At 59.8% G+C, this 16,574-nt stretch carries 15 protein-coding genes and 2 pseudogenes; 11 read left to right on the forward strand and 6 right to left on the reverse strand.

Going from position 1 to position 16,574, the window contains the following annotated elements; genetic code table 11:
- Window positions 1–11: 11 nt before the first annotated feature.
- On the reverse strand, window positions 12–1,607 hold the full coding sequence (glgA, locus tag PSCI_RS22000; protein ID WP_045491048.1) for a glycogen synthase GlgA: 1,596 nt from the start codon (window positions 1,605–1,607) through the stop codon (window positions 12–14).
- Window positions 1,608–2,240: 633 nt separating this feature from the next.
- Here glgA and PSCI_RS22005 point away from each other — a divergent pair.
- Window positions 2,241–2,732 carry a GNAT family N-acetyltransferase gene (locus tag PSCI_RS22005; protein WP_045491051.1) on the forward strand — a complete coding sequence of 164 codons (492 nt, stop codon included), beginning with the start codon at window positions 2,241–2,243 and terminating at the stop codon, window positions 2,730–2,732.
- A gap of 142 nt (window positions 2,733–2,874) precedes the next feature.
- Here the strand turns inward: PSCI_RS22005 and PSCI_RS29570 are convergent, their stop codons facing one another.
- Window positions 2,875–3,045, reverse strand: a complete 171-nt coding sequence (locus PSCI_RS29570; protein WP_144403304.1) for a DUF6026 family protein — start codon at window positions 3,043–3,045, stop codon at window positions 2,875–2,877.
- Between the two features lie 295 nt (window positions 3,046–3,340).
- Between PSCI_RS29570 and gnd the strand changes: the two genes are divergently transcribed.
- Genes gnd through PSCI_RS22025 form a run of 4 tightly spaced genes read left to right on the forward strand, consistent with a single transcriptional unit; the run spans window position 3,341 to window position 8,545 of the window.
- A complete protein-coding gene (gene gnd, locus PSCI_RS22010; RefSeq protein WP_269451217.1) occupies window positions 3,341–4,336 on the forward strand; it encodes a phosphogluconate dehydrogenase (NAD(+)-dependent, decarboxylating) in 996 nt (331 codons plus the stop codon).
- Window positions 4,337–5,863: a glucose-6-phosphate dehydrogenase gene (gene zwf / locus PSCI_RS22015; RefSeq protein WP_045491057.1), complete on the forward strand. Its 1,527-nt coding sequence runs from the start codon at window positions 4,337–4,339 to the stop codon at window positions 5,861–5,863.
- The gene (locus tag PSCI_RS22020; RefSeq protein ID WP_045491060.1) at window positions 5,856–6,677 is read left to right on the forward strand and encodes a Cof-type HAD-IIB family hydrolase; all 822 of its coding nucleotides are present in this window, start codon (window positions 5,856–5,858) and stop codon (window positions 6,675–6,677) included. Before zwf ends, PSCI_RS22020 begins: the two co-directional genes overlap by 8 nt.
- A 50-nt stretch (window positions 6,678–6,727) precedes the next feature.
- A complete protein-coding gene (locus PSCI_RS22025; protein WP_045491063.1) occupies window positions 6,728–8,545 on the forward strand; it encodes a glycoside hydrolase family 15 protein in 1,818 nt (605 codons plus the stop codon).
- Between the two features lie 43 nt (window positions 8,546–8,588).
- Here the strand turns inward: PSCI_RS22025 and alkB are convergent, their stop codons facing one another.
- The 3 genes from alkB to PSCI_RS22040 all read right to left on the reverse strand — a co-directional run bounded on the left by alkB (window position 8,589) and on the right by PSCI_RS22040 (window position 9,855).
- Window positions 8,589–9,236, reverse strand: a complete 648-nt coding sequence (alkB, locus tag PSCI_RS22030) for a DNA oxidative demethylase AlkB (protein WP_045491066.1) — start codon at window positions 9,234–9,236, stop codon at window positions 8,589–8,591.
- 109 nt (window positions 9,237–9,345) lie between these two features.
- A complete protein-coding gene (locus PSCI_RS22035) occupies window positions 9,346–9,525 on the reverse strand; it encodes a hypothetical protein (RefSeq protein WP_045491068.1) in 180 nt (59 codons plus the stop codon).
- A 24-nt stretch (window positions 9,526–9,549) separates the two neighbouring features.
- Window positions 9,550–9,855 (reverse strand): DUF1883 domain-containing protein, encoded by a 306-nt coding sequence (locus PSCI_RS22040; protein WP_045491071.1) that lies wholly within the window; start codon window positions 9,853–9,855, stop codon window positions 9,550–9,552.
- A gap of 168 nt (window positions 9,856–10,023) precedes the next feature.
- Here PSCI_RS22040 and PSCI_RS22045 point away from each other — a divergent pair, with 168 nt between their 5' ends.
- Window positions 10,024–10,377, forward strand: coding sequence for a hypothetical protein (locus PSCI_RS22045; protein WP_045491073.1), 354 nt, complete (start codon window positions 10,024–10,026; stop codon window positions 10,375–10,377).
- Window positions 10,378–10,482: 105 nt separating this feature from the next.
- On the opposite strand, the gene PSCI_RS22050 is transcribed toward PSCI_RS22045, so the two are convergent.
- A complete protein-coding gene (locus tag PSCI_RS22050; RefSeq protein WP_045491076.1) occupies window positions 10,483–10,764 on the reverse strand; it encodes a hypothetical protein in 282 nt (93 codons plus the stop codon).
- A 245-nt stretch (window positions 10,765–11,009) separates the two neighbouring features.
- Here PSCI_RS22050 and PSCI_RS22055 point away from each other — a divergent pair, with 245 nt between their 5' ends.
- The 5 genes and pseudogenes from PSCI_RS22055 to PSCI_RS29870 all read left to right on the forward strand — a co-directional run.
- Entirely contained in the window at window positions 11,010–12,371 is a 1,362-nt protein-coding gene (locus PSCI_RS22055; RefSeq protein WP_045491079.1) for a UDP-glucose dehydrogenase family protein, read from the forward strand.
- A 44-nt stretch (window positions 12,372–12,415) separates the two neighbouring features.
- Entirely contained in the window at window positions 12,416–13,255 is an 840-nt protein-coding gene (gene galU / locus PSCI_RS22060) for a UTP--glucose-1-phosphate uridylyltransferase GalU (protein ID WP_045491081.1), read from the forward strand.
- 112 nt (window positions 13,256–13,367) lie between these two features.
- Entirely contained in the window at window positions 13,368–14,726 is a 1,359-nt protein-coding gene (gene gorA, locus PSCI_RS22065; RefSeq protein ID WP_045491083.1) for a glutathione-disulfide reductase, read from the forward strand.
- A 70-nt stretch (window positions 14,727–14,796) separates the two neighbouring features.
- Window positions 14,797–16,083: pseudogene (locus tag PSCI_RS22070) on the forward strand (ATP-binding protein); the annotation flags it as partial.
- Window positions 16,084–16,164: 81 nt separating this feature from the next.
- Window positions 16,165–16,512: pseudogene (locus PSCI_RS29870) on the forward strand (response regulator); the annotation flags it as partial.
- Window positions 16,513–16,574: the final 62 nt, after the last annotated feature.

The following is a 16,574-nucleotide window of genomic DNA, read 5'->3' on the forward strand; positions in this document are numbered from 1 at the left end:
GACCTCATTTCTCAGTAGTGCAGGGCAACGCCCAGATTTTTCTTCAACAGGTCCTGATAAAGCTCAGCGTAGGGTTCGACCGCCTGCTGCCAGTTGAACGGTGCGGCCATGGCGCGGCAGCGCATCGCGTTGAGCAGGGTGGTGTTTTCAAAGACTTTGAAGGCCCGGGTCAGGGCTTCGGTGTAGCTCTCGACCGTGGATTCGTTGAACAGAAAGCCCGTCACACCGTCTTCGATGGTGTCAGCCAGGCCGCCGGTGTTACGCGCCACCGGCAGCGAACCGAAGCGCTGCGCGTACATCTGGCTCAGGCCGCAAGGTTCGTACCGCGACGGCATCAGCAAGAAATCGCTACCGGCAAACATGCGCCGTGCATCGGTCTCGTTAAAGCCCACCCGGACACTGACCCGGCCGGGGAAGCGTGCCGCCAGATCACGCATGGCCTGTTCTTCTTCCGGCTCGCCACGACCGATGATTGCGATCTGCCCGCCGTTGGCGACGATGTGTTCGGCCACACCAATGGTCAGGTCCAGACCCTTCTGGTAAACCAGCCGGGAGACCACGGCAAACAGCGGGCCTTTGGAGGGTTCCAGCTCAAACAGCTCGCGCACGTAGTCGGCGTTGATTTCCTTGCGCAGCCATTCATTGGGTGCGAAGTGGCAGATCAAGTGTTTATCGGTGGCGGCATCCCAGCTCGAATCGATCCCGTTCGGGATGCCGCTGAGCTTGCCCTGTTCAGCCTTGCTCTGCAGGAAACCTTCCAGCCCGCAACCGAAGTCGGCCGTGGTGATCTCCTTGGCATAGGTGGCGCTGACCGTGGTGATGTGGCTGGCATAAGCCATACCGGCCTTGATGAACGACAGCTTGCCGTAGAACTCCATGCCTTCGGGGGTCAGTGCCTGTTCGGGCAAACCCAGCTCACGTGCCGTGGTCGGGCTGACCGTGCCCTGGTAGGCCAGGTTATGGATGGTGAAAATGCTCGGTGTGGTCTGTCCGCGCCAGCGCATATAGGCCGGCGCCAGGCCTGCCGGCCAGTCGTGGGCATGCACCAGTTCGGGGCACCATTGGGTCTTGACTGAACCGGCGGCGAAGTCGGCGGCTGCCAGGCCCAGGCGGGCAAAGCGGATGTGGTTATCGGACCAGTCGCGGCCGTTGACATCGCCGTAGGGCGTGCCCTCGCGCTCGTACAGTTCGGGACAGATCAACACATAGATGACCAGACCGTCTTTCATGTCCATGCGCCCGACCTTGCACGGCGGCAGTGCCGCATAGCCGCCCAGTTCACTGATGATGTGGATCGGGTTGCCGCTATTGATCACTTGCGGGTAGCCGGGAATCAGCACACGGACATCGTGCAGGTGACGCATGGCCCTCGGCAGTGCCGCTGAAACATCGCCCAGGCCGCCGGTCTTGACCAGATCAGCCAGTTCCGAGGTCACAAACAGCACCTTGCGGCGGTTGACCTGGGAAATGGTGTGCTGAGGCAATGCTGGTGTGGTCGGCAAATGCAATAAAGGCATTTGCGACCGGCTCAGAACCGGATGATTCAGCTCGCTGGCCGGCTGACCAAAACTCTCTCCCTGCTGGGTTTTTACAGCGGCGCTTATCATCGTGTTCTCCCAATTAATACAGTGTCGGTGCAGTTCTGAAGTTGCTCCGGACCATGTCCTGCGGCCGGACGCACAAGTTCACGCAAGATCAGTACCCATTTACTGTCTGACGCAGCTTCAAGGACAGGGTGATGACGCCGTTTATGAGGTCATTGCTCAGCATAGGCGGGTCTTATCAGATGACCCGGCCGTTTTTCAGAAGTTTCGACTTTTTTACCGGGAAATGTCTGGACCGAGGCTGCGGCGCATTCAGATTGACGACATCTTTGGCATTGAGAGGGGAAAAACTGATTGGCCAGACGCCCGGATGCTGAGAAACAGGGGCTTGTTACCGGTCGTCGGATAGTTGCTGGCGCACCGCGCGCTGCCTGCTAACAGGGCGTTTTCGGACCCTGTTTGCACCGTCAGGCACCCGAATGCCAAATGAGGGAGCGCTGTTTAATTCACTTTGGTGCAGTTGAACAGGCGGGCTGTTGAAGTCCTGTTGCTGGAGGCACATCTGGCGCGGAAATCGGCCTGCGAGAACATTGTCTGAAAATTCCTGCATACCGATTGAACGACTTTCATCTGCGAAGCGGTAGAATCCCCGGCTACGTCTGTCAGACGCGAACGATTGTTTTAACGAGGATGCCAATGCAAACCCCAGAGGTCCTGGTCCTGCAAGCAAGCTATACCAATCCGGTTCATGCCGAAGCGCTCGGCACGCTGCTTAATCACTACGCCGAAGATGTCATGGGCGGTGGTGAATCCTTGTCTCTCGACACCCGTCAGCAACTGGCCAGTGAACTGGCCAAGCGTCCCCATGCCTTCAGTGTGTTGGCGTTCATTGCCGGTGAGCCGGTAGGGCTGGTCAATTGCTTCGAGGGTTTCTCCACCTTCGTCTGCCGCCCGCTGGTGAACATTCATGATGTGGTGGTGCTGTCTTCCCATCGTGGCCTGGGCATCAGCCAGAAAATGCTTGCCAAGGTCGAGGAGATTGCCCGGCAGCGTGGCTGCTGCAAGCTGACGCTCGAAGTGCTGGAAGGCAATGAGGTGGCGAAGGCCGCTTACCAGAAGCAGGGTTTTGACGGGTATCAGCTCGATCCGCAGATGGGTCGTGCGATGTTCTGGCAAAAGGTGCTGTAACGGATGTTTTTCGGGTTGCCAGGCTGTCTGCAAACCCGGAGACTTGCGCGCCTTGCTGGCAAGGCTGGGTGAGGCAGAGGCGGGCAGTGCTTCAGTGGCAGATCAACGCAGGGGATCTGCCACCGCGACAGCGGGTCAGCGATCAGGCGATCTGCTTGCCCTGGCCGCCAAACTGGGCCTGCTCCAGCAAACGGGTCATTTGCGCCAGCTTGTGCTGCAATTGGGCGCGTTCTTCTTTCAGGGCGCGAAGCTCGTCGCGACGGATAGTGACGTACAGGGTTTGTGGTGCAAGTGTTTGAAGTACAGTGCCCATTGCTCACCTCGCAAATGGCGGATTCAACGTCAGAAAGGCTTGTGGCAATGACTGTCGAACTCCCTGATCCGCCCTTGCCTGACACCTTTGTCGGCCGGGATTCTGATTTCTTTTGCGTGTGATTGGAACTTTTTTATTTTTGATTGTCGCGTGACTTTTACCGCTATTGGCACCAACCCCAATGACTACGCCGCTAAGCCCGGCTTTTTGATTGGCGGGAACCGATACATCAGCCTGTAACACTAAGTTGCATGCCTCGAAGCTTCGTATAACGTGAAGCATTCTTACTTTGAATTTGTATCAGGAGCAGCACCTCATGCAACTCGGGATCGTGGGTTTGGGCCGCATGGGCGGCAATATCGCCAGACGTTTGATGAAAAATGGCCACAGCACCGTGGTCTACGACCGTGACGAGGCCTCGCGCGCGACCCTGGCCGCCGAAGGCGCCAGCGCAGCGGCCGACCTGGCCGGCCTGGTGGCGGGCTTGCAGGCACCGCGTGCGGTCTGGGTCATGCTGCCAGCCGGTGACGCTACGGAGCAGACCATTGAAGCCCTGAGCCAGTTGCTCGAACCCGATGATGTGATCATTGATGGCGGCAACACCTTCTACAAAGACGACATTCGTCGCGCCGCCAGCCTGGCCCTCAAGGACCTGCACTACGTGGACGTCGGTACCTCCGGCGGCGTATGGGGGCTGGAGCGTGGTTACTGCATGATGATCGGCGGCGAGAAAACCATCGTCGACCGGCTCGACCCGCTGTTCGCCACCCTGGCACCGGGTATTGGCGATATCCCGCGCACCCGCGACCGCAAGGCTGAGGACCATCGCGCTGAGCAAGGCTATATCCATGCCGGGCCGGCCGGTTCCGGGCACTTTGTGAAGATGATTCACAACGGTATCGAATACGGGATGATGCAGGCCTTTGCCGAAGGCTTCGATATCCTCAAGCAGAAGAACTCCGAGCAACTGCCTGAAGAGCAGCGGTTTGACCTTAACGTGGCTGACATCGCCGAAGTCTGGCGGCGCGGCAGCGTGGTTTCGTCCTGGCTGCTGGACCTGACGGCCGACGCATTGGCCAGTGATCCGAACCTGGACGCCTACTCAGGCTCGGTCGCTGACAGCGGTGAAGGGCGCTGGACCATTGAGGCCGCCATTGAGCAGGCGGTACCGGCCCCGGTACTGACCAGCGCCTTGTTCGCGCGCTTCCGTTCGCGTCAGCAAGCCACTTATGGCGACAAGATGCTGTCTGCCATGCGTTTTGGTTTTGGTGGTCACAAGGAGGTCAAGTAAATGGGTTTGACGCAGCGTTCCGAGGCCGAGAAGACTCCGCAAGTCGCACCGCCAACCACGCTGTTTCTGTTTGGTGCCCATGGTGACCTGGTCAAGCGCCTGCTGATGCCGGCGCTGTATAACCTGACCCGTGACGGGCTGGTGGATGACAACCTGCACATCGTCGGCGTTGACCACAACGCCGCGACCGATCAGCAGTACACCGCCAAGCTCGAAGCCTTCATCCGTGAAGAAGGCGCGAAGAAAAATGCCGAGGGCGGCGAGGTCCTTGACCCGCAACTGTGGGGGCGGCTTGCCGGGCGCATCAGTTACATTCAGGGTGACTTCCTGGACGACGCCACCTACCGCGATATCGCCAGCAAGATCGAGAGTACCGGGACCGGCAACGCGGCGTTCTACCTGGCGACGGCGCCACGCTTTTTCAGCGAGGTGGCGCAGCGCCTTGGCGCAGCCGGGCTGCTTGACGAGCGTGAAGGCGCGTTTCGCCGGGTGGTGATCGAAAAGCCCTTTGGCTCGGATCTGGCCAGCGCCGTGGCGCTGAACGAGTGCCTGCTCAAGGTCATGGGCGAAAAGCAGATCTACCGCATCGACCATTACCTGGGCAAGGAAACCGTCCAGAACATCCTGGTCAGTCGGTTTTCCAACGGCCTGTTCGAATCATTCTGGAACAACCATTACATCGACCACGTGCAGATCACCGCCGCTGAAACGGTCGGGGTCGGCACCCGGGCCGGCTTCTACGAGAACACCGGTGCACTGCGTGACATGGTGCCCAATCACCTGTTCCAGCTGCTGGCGATGGTGGCCATGGAGCCGCCGGCCGCGTTCGGCGCCGATGCGGTGCGTGGTGAAAAGGCCAAAGTGGTCGGCGCTATCCGGCCCTGGAGCGAGATGGAGGCATTGGCCAACTCGGTGCGCGGTCAGTACACCGCCAACAAGAGCGCTGACCTGGTCGGTTACCGCGAAGAAGAGCGTATCGAGCCGGACAGCAACACCGAAACCTATGTTGCCCTCAAGGTGATGATCGACAACTGGCGCTGGGTGGGCGTGCCGTTTTACCTGCGTACCGGCAAGCGTTTGAGCACCCGCAGCACCGAGATCGCGATCTGCTTCAAGCCGGCGCCTTACGCGCAGTTCCGCGACACCGACGTCGACCGCCTGCGGCCCAATTTCCTGCGGATTCAGATCCAGCCCAACGAGGGCATGTGGTTTGACCTGTTCGCCAAGCGTCCCGGGCCAACCCTGGACATGGAAGACATCGCGTTGGGCTTTGCCTACAAGGATTTCTTCGAAATGCACCCGTCCACTGGCTACGAGACGCTGATCTACGACTGCCTGACCGGTGACCAGACCCTGTTCCAGCGTGCTGACAACATTGAAAACGGCTGGCGTGCGGTGCAGCCGTTCCTTGATGCCTGGAACAAGCACCCTGAAGTGCAACCTTACATTGCCGGAGGCAGCGGGCCTGAAGCGGCGGATGAGCTGCTGCGCAACGATGGTCGTGAATGGCGGCAGATCGATGGCTGAAGACCTTCAGCCAGCGATCCGCCTGCTGCTCAGTGACCTGGATGGCACCTTGTTGCAGCCTGACCACCGCCCGAGTGCCGCGACCATCGCGGCGATCGGACGTCTGCGCCAGGCTGAGATTGCTTTCAGTGTGGCCAGCAGCCGTCCGCCACGGGCCATGCGCGAGATCGTCGAGATGCTCGGCATCGACGTGCCTTATGCCGGCTTCAATGGCGGCACCCTGATCGGTACGGACGGTCGCGTGCTTGCCGCGCATCATATCGACCCTGATGCGGTACGCACTTGCTTGCAGGTATTTGCCGGGGCCTGCGTGGATGTCTGGGTGTTTGCTGACGACCAATGGCTGCTGCGCGACCTCAACGGCAGCTATGTCGGGCACGAGCGCAGCGCATTGGGCTATGACCCGGTGCCGGTCGACAGCTTCGAGCCCTTCCTGCCCCGCATCGACAAAATGGTCGCTTCAAGCGCTGATTTCGAGCTGCTCAAGGCCCTTGAACACCAGCTTGGCGAATTGTTGCAAGGCCAGGCGTTGGCCGCGCGGTCACAGGACTACTACCTCGATATCACGGCCATACAGGCCAACAAGGGTCAGGCCTTGCAGAGCCTGGCTGCGCACATTGGGGTGAACATCGAGCAAACCGCAGCGATTGGCGATGGTCATAACGATGTGGCCATGTTTCGTGTGGCCGGTTTGTCGATTGCGATGGGCCAGGCGCAAGAGGATGTCCGTATTCAGGCTGACCGGGTCACCGGCAGTAATACAGAAGAGGGCGTGGTGCAGGCGATTGATCGCTATCTGCTGCCAGGCCGCTGACAGGAGTGCTCCGGCTGTGGAGCCTCCGGTCAGCAAGACGGGGGAAAACCATGGCTGCGCTGATCGAAGACTACGCCTTGTTGGGCAACTGCAAGACGGCGGCATTGGTGTCGCGGGATGGTTCACTGGACTGGTTGTGTTTTCCGCGTTTCGACGCCGGTGCCTGTTTCGCCGCGTTGCTGGGGGACAGCGACAACGGTTGCTGGAAAATTGCGCCGGTTGAAGCAGTGTCAGGCGTCGAGCGGCGTTACCAGGACGGTACTTTGATTCTGGAGACCGAGTTCCGCACCGCCAGCGGCCGCGCCAAACTGGTCGACTTCATGCCTATGGACACCACCGGTCATGTGGTGCGCAGTGTGGTGGGGCTCGAAGGAACGCTGGAGTTTGTCATGGACCTGGCGATCCGCTTCGACTATGGCAGTACCGTGCCGTGGGTTGAAAAGCGTGAGCCGCATACGCTGACCGCGGTTGCCGGCCCGGAAATGCTGGTGCTGCGCAGCCCGGTCGATCTGCACCCCAGGGATCATCACACCGGCAGCCGGTTTGCCGTCACTGAGGGAGAGGTCCTGACCTTTTGCCTGGGCTGGCAGCCCTCCAACGAAAGCCTGTATCCGGCGCTTGATACCCAGCAGGCTCTGGAGGCCACCACACGCTTCTGGCGTGATTTTTCCGGGCACTGTCCTGACGTTGGTCCATGGAGTGAACAGGTCAAGCGCTCGCTGATCACTCTTAAAGCCATGACTTACGCACCTACCGGCGGCATCGTTGCGGCGGTGACCACCTCGCTGCCCGAAGAACTGGGCGGTGAACGTAACTGGGACTACCGCTACTGCTGGTTGCGTGATGCGACCATGACCCTGCTGGCCTTTATCAACCTCGGTTACCTTGAAGAAGCCACCGCCTGGCGCGACTGGCTATTGCGCTCGATTGCCGGTAACCCGGAGCAGATCCAGATCATGTACGGCCTGGGCGGTGAGCGGCGTCTTCAGGAGTATGAGTTGCCCTGGCTGGCAGGTTATGAAGGTTCGCGGCCGGTGCGGGTCGGAAACGGTGCGGCCACTCAAATGCAGCTCGACGTCTACGGCGAGGTGGCCGACGCCATGAGCCAGGCTACGGCCAGCGGCATGGCGCAACACCCGCGTGGTATCGGTATTTCCAGGCTGGTGATGCCGTACCTGGAAAAGATCTGGCGCCAGCCTGATGCCGGCATTTGGGAAATCCGTTGCGAGCCACGCCACTTCACCCATTCCAAAGTCATGGCCTGGGTGGCGTTCGACCGTAACGCCCGGCAATTGACCAGCACAGCAACCAGCGAACGCGACCGCCGGCTGGCGACCCGCTGCCGGGAAGTCGCTGATCAAATCCATGCCGATGTCTGCAGCAAAGGCTTTGATAAGCAACTCAACAGCTTTGTGCAGTCATACGGTGCCAAAGAGGTCGACGCCAGCTTGTTGCAGATCGCCCTGACCGGCTTTTTGCCTGCTGACGACCCGCGCGTTATAGGCACCGTGCGCGAGATCGAAAACAAGCTGCTGCAAGACGGCTTGCTGTTGCGCTACGACAGTGAACGGGCGGCCGATGGAGTCAAGGGCGGCGAGGGCACCTTCCTGGTCTGCTCGTTCTGGCTGGCCGATGTGTATGTGTTGCAAGGCCGGGTTGATGAGGCCAGGGCATTGTTCGAGCGGCTGTGCGGGTTGTGCAATGACGTCGGCCTGCTGGCTGAGCAATACGACGTCAAAGACCGGCGCATGCTGGGTAATTTCCCGCAGGCGTTCAGCCATATCGGCATCATCAACACCGCCTTGAATTTGCACCGTGCTGCCAGCCGTTGCCCGATCAAGGCGCGTAGCTGTGCGCAGGTGGTGTAGCTGTAAAGCTGGCTCCCACCGGTCCAACTGAACAGTCTTGGTGTCAGCCCGCCTTGCGAAATGTCAGGTTTATCCGCTGCGCGCCCAGCAGCGGATGTTCGCCTTCGGCAACCGGCAGGATGCCATGAAAGCGCAGGCGGTCTGCACCGCCCCAGACCAGCACGTCGCCATGAAAGAGCGGCACGCGCAGGGGCTTGTCACTGCGCTTCAGGCCACCGAACTGGAACACTGCGGGTAACCCCAGCGAGACCGAAACCACCGGCCAGCGGTGATCGCGCTCATCTTTGTCCTGGTGCAGCGACATTTTCGCGCCGGGCACATAGCGATTGATCAGGCAGGCATCCGGCTCGAAGCTGGCAAAGCCTGCCTGTGCGGCGGCTTCACGAGCCAGAATGCGCCAGGCGTCGGGCATCGTCGGCCAGGCTTGACCGGTCAACGGGTCGACAGTGGTGTAGCGATAGCCATGCTGATCGGTGATCCAGCCCAGCGCGCCGCAGCAGGTCATCGCCGCTGACATCCGGTAGCCGCCAGGGGTGGACATGTGCCGGAGGGGGGCGGCAGCCTGAAGTTGCTTCAGCAGTGCCAGGCAGCTCTGCGCTTCAGGCAAAGCGAAGCCGCGCAACACCACGGCGGACGGGCCGATGGTTTCGCGGCCCTTGGGTGTGTCGTCGGCAAACAGATCGAAATTCATCGCAGGATCCTGGCGCCAGCGCCGGGCGGCATAGCCGCTGATCTTTGCAGGTTCGCGGCCGGTCTGGCATCCGCCAGACTGATCTGGTGCACGCTGGCTTTGATGCCGGTCAGAGCGCCTTGCTGACCTTGACGTCGCTGATTACGTCGCCGCTCTGGTCGTGCATTTTTTCCAGTGCCGCACGGGCTTCGTCCACGCAGGCAGACTGTAGATAGGCGAATTCAAAGCGGCGCTCACCATTGAGTTTGTAGCTGATGGCGAACTTGATGGTCGGGGCAGGGCTGGTCACGGTGACTCCTGGGCGGATCTGGGTTCAGCGCAGCTGTGAAGGCGAGCGGCGCACAATCTTGATCGAGTGGCTAAAGGTCGGCTTGTGGCCCGGGTCTTTGTCGGGTTTGCGCCCGACGGTGTCGATGGTGATGTTCCAGAAGCCGCTGCTCGGTACGGTAATCTTGGCCGGGAACCGGTCGAAGGCGCCGCCATGATAGGTGTGCCGACCGCCGTTCTTGAAGCTGCGAAAGTTCGCATCGTTCATCAGGCGGATGTTGCAGGTACGCGAACATTCAATGACGACCAGATCGTCTTCATTGAGGTGTTCACGCTGGTGTACGAACTTCATGGGTGTCTCCGGAACAGGCGGTATCGCAAAAGCGAGACGATAACACGACCCGGCAAAGGTTTTGAGCAGTGGCGCACAGTTATTTGCCTATGATGGCAAAAAGTTTTCGCGCTCGGGATCTTATTCGCTCCGTGCTGGTCATAGCGGCTTTATTTTGGAGAAAAAAGCATGAAACTGGCCGTGGTAATCCTGGCCCTGGCGACATTGGCCGGGTGCGCAACAGTCGAGGATATCGAGCATTCACCCGCGACCCTGAGCGTTATTTCCGGCAAAAAGCCTGACCAATACGCCGATTGCTTTATCGACAAGCTGGGTGACAGCCGTCAGCCGCCGATGAAAGAAGCCCGTAACGACGGTGTGCGCCTGATCGTTGCACAAAAGCTCAGCGATGCGCCGGCGGCGATTGTCGACATTGACGAACGTTCCAGCGGCAGCTCGATCAAGGTTCATGAACACCTCAACAACCTGCCGATCCGTGGCGGTGCCGTGCAAAAGGCCGCTGAGGCGTGCATCTCCGGTTAAGGCAATACTTGTATCTCTATGGGAGCGAGCTCTGCTCGCGAAGAGGCCAATAAAAACGCTACATCTGCTGCGGATGTACCGCCCTCTTCGCGACCAAGGTCGCTCCTACTTGCAGACCACCAGCACGCTGCGGTGCTTGAAGTTACCCACGTCCATGCCCAAGGTCTTTTCTTCAGCGTCAAGCTGTGGAGTGCCGTCGGTGCCGACGATTTCGTAACCGGTGCCAGCGCAAGAGTCCTCGGCTTTTTCATAGCACTTGGCCCACGACATCGCTTCGCCGGAACAGTCGATGCTCAGCCCCTGTTGGCCGTTTTTCATGTAGGTCGGGGAGGCAGTGGCGCACGCGGTAAGGCCCAGTACAGCGATAAGGGGCAGCAGTCTGATCATGATGGTCGCTTCGGCTATTGGCTCTGGAAGGAGTGGTTTCAGTTGCGGCGCCTTGCCTCGAATGCGCAGTGCTTGAGGTCTGGGGCGCGCTAAAAACCGGATAATGCACTTGGACTGAGGTGCGGTGCCATCGTTCCGCCATAAATTACCGGGTTGTCGGCGGTCACAGGGCTGTCTTGTGCCCGTCACGATGCTGCAACCGGCTGACGGTGCAATTGTCGCAAATCTTGTCAGGAGACACGACTATGCGACTCTGCATCATCGGTGCCGGCTATGTCGGGCTGGTCAGCGCAGCCTGTTTTGCCGAAATGGGCAACCATGTGATCTGCGTCGAGCATCAGCCGGCTCGTTTGGCGGCCTTGCAGCGTGGAGAGTGCCCGATTCACGAGCCAGGCCTGCAAGTGATGCTCAAAGAGCACGCTGGCGGCGGTCAGTTGAGTTTCACTGGCAGTCTCGTCGAGGGCGTGCGCCAGGCAGACATCGTGTTCATTGCCGTCGGTACGCCCAGCCAGGAAGATGGTTCGGCCGATCTGCGCCATGTGCTGGCAGTGGCCGATCAGTTGGGGCAGTGCCTTGCTCGTCCATGCCTGGTGGTCAACAAGTCCACGGTGCCGGTGGGCACCTGTGAAAAAATTGCCCAGCGTATCAATCAGCGCTTGGTCCGGCGCGGCCTGAAGCTGCGCATCCCGGTGGCGAGCAACCCGGAGTTTCTCAAGGAGGGGGCGGCCATCGACGACTTCATGAGACCGGACAGAGTGATCGTTGGTGCAGCCGAGATGCAGTCGGCCGAGTTGTTGCAGCGGCTGTACAGCCCGTTCTTGCGCAACCGCGAGCGTGTCCTGGTGATGGGCTTGCGCGCCGCAGAGTTCAGCAAGTACGCGGCCAACGCCTTCTTGGCCACCAAGATTTCGTTCATCAACGAAATGGCCGGGCTGTGCGCCGCGCTGGACGTGGATATCGAGCAGGTTCGACGCGCGATTGGCAGCGATCAGCGGATCGGTACGCATTTTATTTATGCCGGTTGCGGCTACGGTGGCTCCTGTTTCCCCAAGGATGTGCGGGCGTTGATCAAGACCGCCGAGCAGCAAGGCTTCGAGGCGCAGATTCTCAAAGCCGTGCAGGCGCGCAATGCGACCCAGAAAACCCTGTTGTTCAGCGCCTTGCGTCAGCATTTCGGTGGCTATCTGCAAGGCCGGGTGGTCGGCGTCTGGGGGCTGGCCTTCAAACCGGGCACCGACGATATTCGCGAGGCCCCCAGCCTGGTGTTGATCGACGCGCTGTTGGCTGCCGGTGTCCAGGTCCAGGCCACTGATCCTGCCGCGATGGTTGCGGTGGCCGAGCGTTATGTCGATGCAATCGGCCGCGGTCAGCTACGCTTGTGCGAGTCGCTTTACGGCTGTGCGCAGGGCGCCGATGCGGTGGTGCTGGTCACCGAATGGAAGCAGTTTCGCCAGCCCGATTTCCTGCGAATTCGCGCATCGATGCGCATGCCGGTATTGTTCGATGGTCGCAATATCTACGACAGCGCGGAACTATCTGCCCAAGGATTCCTCTACCATGGCATCGGAAGGCCAGTGGTGGGGCATTGTAAGGTGACCGCCGCCTGATTAGACTGCGCCGACAATGCCCCAGCCCTTAACTAAGGACTTATATGATCAAGAAATGCTTGTTCCCTGCAGCCGGTTACGGCACTCGCTTTTTGCCAGCGACCAAAGCCATGCCCAAAGAGATGCTGCCAGTGGTCAACAAGCCACTGATTCAATACGGTGTGGAAGAAGCACTTGAAGCGGGCTTGAACCAGATCTCCATCGTCACCGGTCGCGGCAAGCGCGCGCTGGAAGATCACTTCGACATCAGCTACGAGCTGGAGCACCAGATCAAAGGCACCGACAAGGAAAAATACCTGGTCGGCATCCGCCGCCTGATCGACGAGTGCAGCTTCTCGTACACCCGTCAGACTGAAATGAAAGGCCTGGGCCACGCAATCCTCAGCGGTCGCCCGTTGATCGGCAACGAGCCGTTCGCCGTGGTGCTGGCCGACGACCTGTGCGTCAACCTCGAAGGCGACGGCGTGCTGCAACAGATGGTCAAGCTGTTCAAACTGTATCGCTGCTCGATCGTTGCCATTCAGGAAGTCGATCCGCAGGAAACCAACAAGTACGGTGTGATTGCCGGTGAGGAAATCAAGCCGGGTCTGTTCCGTGTCAACGACATGGTCGAGAAGCCGAAGCCTGAAGACGCACCGTCGAACCTGGCCATCATCGGTCGTTACATCCTGACGCCGGACATTTTCGAGCTGATCGAACAGACCGAGCCAGGCAAAGGCGGCGAGATCCAGATCACTGACGCATTGATGAAGCAGGCTGCCCAAGGCAACGTGCTGGCTTACAAGTTCAAAGGCCAGCGTTTCGACTGCGGCGGCGCCGAGGGTTACATCGACGCGACCAACTTCTGCTTCGAAAACTTCTACAAGACCGGCAAAGCGTTCTGACTTCACCTGCCTGTCCACCCAAAGCCATCCCGGTGTTCGCACCGGGGTGGCTTTTTCATTTCTGCGGGGTTCGCATAGCCGTTATGCTGAGCACCTATTCATGGAGGCAGTAATGGCTTACGACTTCGATCTTTTTGTCATCGGCGCCGGTTCCGGTGGTGTACGGGCAGCGCGCTTTGCTGCGGGTTTCGGGGCGCGGGTTGCGGTTGTGGAAAGCCGTTATCTGGGCGGTACGTGTGTCAACGTGGGCTGTGTGCCGAAAAAACTGCTCGTGTACGGTGCGCACTTTGCCGATGACTTCGACAATGCCAAAGGCTTTGGCTGGAATGTAGGGCAGCCCGAGTTCAACTGGGCCACCCTGATCGGCAACAAAGACAAGGAGATCCAGCGTCTTAACGGTATTTACCGCAAACTGCTGGTCGACAGTGGCGTGACCCTGCTCGAAGGGCATGGGCGGATCACCGGCCCGCATACTGTGCAGGTCGATGGCACGTCATACACCGCCGAACGCATCCTGATCGCCACCGGTGGCTGGCCACAAGTGCCCGATGTACCGGGGCGTGAGCATGCGATCACCTCTAACGAGGCTTTCCATCTGGCCGAGTTGCCCAAACGCATCATCGTGGTGGGCGGCGGCTACATTGCGGTCGAGTTCGCTTCGATCTTCAACGGCCTGGGTGCGCAGACCACCCTGGCGTACCGTGGCGAGCTGTTCCTGCGCGGTTTTGACGGCGGGGTGCGCAAGCACTTGCATGAAGAATTGCTCAAGCATGGCATGGATGTGCGTTTCAATTGCGATATCTCAAGGATCGACAAGCAGCCAGACGGTAGTCTGAAGGTCAGTCTCAAGGATGGCGGCACGCTGGACACCGATTGCGTGTTCTATGCCACTGGCCGGCGACCGATGCTCGACAATTTGGGGCTGGAGACTGTCGACGTCAAACTCGACAAGCAGGGCTATATCCAGGTCGATGAGCATTATCAGAGCAGCGAGCCGTCGATTCTTGCGTTGGGCGATGTCATTGGTGGTGTTCAACTGACGCCTGTGGCGCTGGCAGAAGGCATGGCGGTGGCCCGTCGTCTGTTCAAGCCCGAGCAGTTTCGCCCGGTAGACTACAATCACATCCCGACAGCCGTTTTCAGTCTGCCGAACATTGGCACCGTGGGCCTTACCGAAGAGCAAGCCATTGAAGAGGGCTACTCGGTACAGGTGTTCGAAAGCCGTTTCAGGCCAATGAAACTGACCCTGACCGATGATCAGGAGCGGACTTTCATGAAGCTGATCGTCGACAGCGCCAGTGACCGGGTGCTCGGTTGCCATATGGTCGGCCCGGATGCCGGTGAGATCGTGCAAAGCCTGGCGGTCGCGCTCAAGGCCGGTGCGACCAAGCAGGTGTTCGACGATACCCTGGGCGTGCATCCGACGGCGGCGGAGGAGTTCGTCACCATGCGCAGTCCGGTGGCGCGCTAACGGTTGTTACCATGCCCGGTTTTCAGGATGAGAACCGTGCAAAATCCGCATTCAAGGATGGAGTCCTGTGTTGAGCAAGCAGACCCCGACGCCGGTCATGCCACTGAGTTGCATGCCGCCCGACAATAACGCCCTGCGGCAGATCGATGCGCTGCGTGAAAGCGAGCGACAGTTTCGCACGCTGGCCGACAACATGAGTCAGCTGGCCTGGACGGCTGACCCCGAGGGCTGTATCCGCTGGTACAACGAGCGCTGGTATGACTATACCGGCGCGTCGCTGGAGTCGATGCAGGCGTTGGGTTGGCGAGCGGTGCATCATCAGGATCATTATCAGCGGGTCACTGCGCGACTCAAACATTGCTTCTCCACGGGCTCGGTCTGGGAAGACACCTTTCCGCTGCGCAGCAAGGACGGCACATTCAATTGGTTTTTGTGTCGGGCATTGCCGATTCGTGATGATCAGGGCCATATCACCCACTGGCTTGGTACTCACACCGACATCACCGCACAGGTCAATGCCGAAGAGGCGTTGCGCGAACTCAATGACAGTCTGGAGTTGCGGGTGGCCGAGCGTACCCGCGAGCTGGCCGAAGCCAATCAGCGCCTGCAGGTGGAGATCGCCGAGCGCGCCCAGGCCGAAGAAGCACTGCGCCACGCGCAGAAGATGGACGCCATTGGCCAATTGACCGGAGGCATTGCCCACGACTTCAACAACATGCTGACCGGTGTGCTCGGGGCGCTGGACCTTACGCGGCGGCGGATTGCCGCCGGGCGTGTGGCTGAGGTTGACAAGTACATTGATGCAGCCACGACCGCGGCCAATCGCGCTGCGGCCCTGACTCAGCGCTTATTGACGTTTGCCCGGCGTCAGTCGTTGAGCAACAGCATCATGCCCGTCAATCCGATGGTGCTGTCCATGGAGGAGCTGTTGCGTCGCACGATTGGCGAGAGCATTCAGTTGCAGATCGAGCTTGAAGAGCATGACAGGGTCATTTGTACGGATGAGCACCAGTTGGAAAATGCGTTACTCAATCTGGTGATCAATGCGCGGGACGCCATGCCTGAAGGGGGGCGTTTGCGGGTGCGCAGCCAGGTCACGACCATCGACACCCTGCATCAGGACCTGGCGCCAGGCGAGTATGTGCAGTTGAGCGTCGAGGACAGTGGTTGCGGTATTCCTGCCCATGTCATTGAAAAGGTCTTCGACCCATTTTTCACCACCAAACCAGTAGGTCAGGGTACGGGTTTGGGATTGTCGATGGTCTACGGCTTCATGAAGCAGACCGGCGGCCATGTGCGGGTCGACAGTCGTGAGGGCGAGGGCACCTGCATCCGGCTGTATCTGCCTTGTGTGGCTCAGGTCAGCCAGCGGGTGGCCGATGTCAGTGATGCCCGGCAGGCGCCTCGCGCTGTTGCGGGTGAGTGCGTGCTGGTGGTCGAGGATGAAAGTGCGGTGCGGATGCTGGTGGTCGATGCGTTGCGCGATCTTGGTTACTCAACCCTGGAGTCCGGCGATGCTGCAGGCGCTATCAAACGTCTGCAGGGCTCGGCTCGTATCGACTTGCTGATTACCGATGTCGGCCTGCCGGGCCTCAATGGTCGTCAGCTGGCCGGGATTGCCCGTCAGTTCCGGCCGGCGCTCAACGTGCTGTTCATGACGGGCTATGCCGGCAGTCCTCAGATCGACGAGGTGTCACAGGCCGTCGAAAAAGACGTGCTGACCAAGCCGTTCAATGTCGATGAGCTGGCGGCGCGGGTGCGCTGGATGCTTGAAAGGGCGGCTTGAATACTGTTGTTGTGTAGGGCTGATACAGATCAGTCAGGTCGGTTAGGTGAGAGCTGGCTTGC

The sequence above is a fragment of the Pseudomonas sp. StFLB209 genome, assembly GCF_000829415.1.
Lineage (GTDB): Bacteria > Pseudomonadota > Gammaproteobacteria > Pseudomonadales > Pseudomonadaceae > Aquipseudomonas.

Bases quoted from the DNA above. Each gene is read 5' to 3' on its own strand.
- PSCI_RS22050 (WP_045491076.1), bottom strand. From the start codon at position 10,764: ATGATCAGACTGCTGCCCCTTATCGCTGTACTGGGCCTTACCGCGTGC.
- PSCI_RS22025 (WP_045491063.1), top strand. From the start codon at position 6,728: ATGGCTGCGCTGATCGAAGACTACGCCTTGTTGGGCAACTGCAAGACG.
- galU (WP_045491081.1), top strand. From the start codon at position 12,416: ATGATCAAGAAATGCTTGTTCCCTGCAGCCGGTTACGGCACTCGCTTT.
- alkB (WP_045491066.1), bottom strand. From the start codon at position 9,236: ATGAATTTCGATCTGTTTGCCGACGACACACCCAAGGGCCGCGAAACC.
- PSCI_RS22005 (WP_045491051.1), top strand. From the start codon at position 2,241: ATGCAAACCCCAGAGGTCCTGGTCCTGCAAGCAAGCTATACCAATCCG.
- PSCI_RS22040 (WP_045491071.1), bottom strand. From the start codon at position 9,855: ATGAAGTTCGTACACCAGCGTGAACACCTCAATGAAGACGATCTGGTC.
- PSCI_RS22045 (WP_045491073.1), top strand. From the start codon at position 10,024: ATGAAACTGGCCGTGGTAATCCTGGCCCTGGCGACATTGGCCGGGTGC.
- PSCI_RS29570 (WP_144403304.1), bottom strand. From the start codon at position 3,045: ATGGGCACTGTACTTCAAACACTTGCACCACAAACCCTGTACGTCACT.
- glgA (WP_045491048.1), bottom strand. From the start codon at position 1,607: ATGATAAGCGCCGCTGTAAAAACCCAGCAGGGAGAGAGTTTTGGTCAG.
- PSCI_RS22020 (WP_045491060.1), top strand. From the start codon at position 5,856: ATGGCTGAAGACCTTCAGCCAGCGATCCGCCTGCTGCTCAGTGACCTG.
- gorA (WP_045491083.1), top strand. From the start codon at position 13,368: ATGGCTTACGACTTCGATCTTTTTGTCATCGGCGCCGGTTCCGGTGGT.
- zwf (WP_045491057.1), top strand. From the start codon at position 4,337: ATGGGTTTGACGCAGCGTTCCGAGGCCGAGAAGACTCCGCAAGTCGCA.
- PSCI_RS22055 (WP_045491079.1), top strand. From the start codon at position 11,010: ATGCGACTCTGCATCATCGGTGCCGGCTATGTCGGGCTGGTCAGCGCA.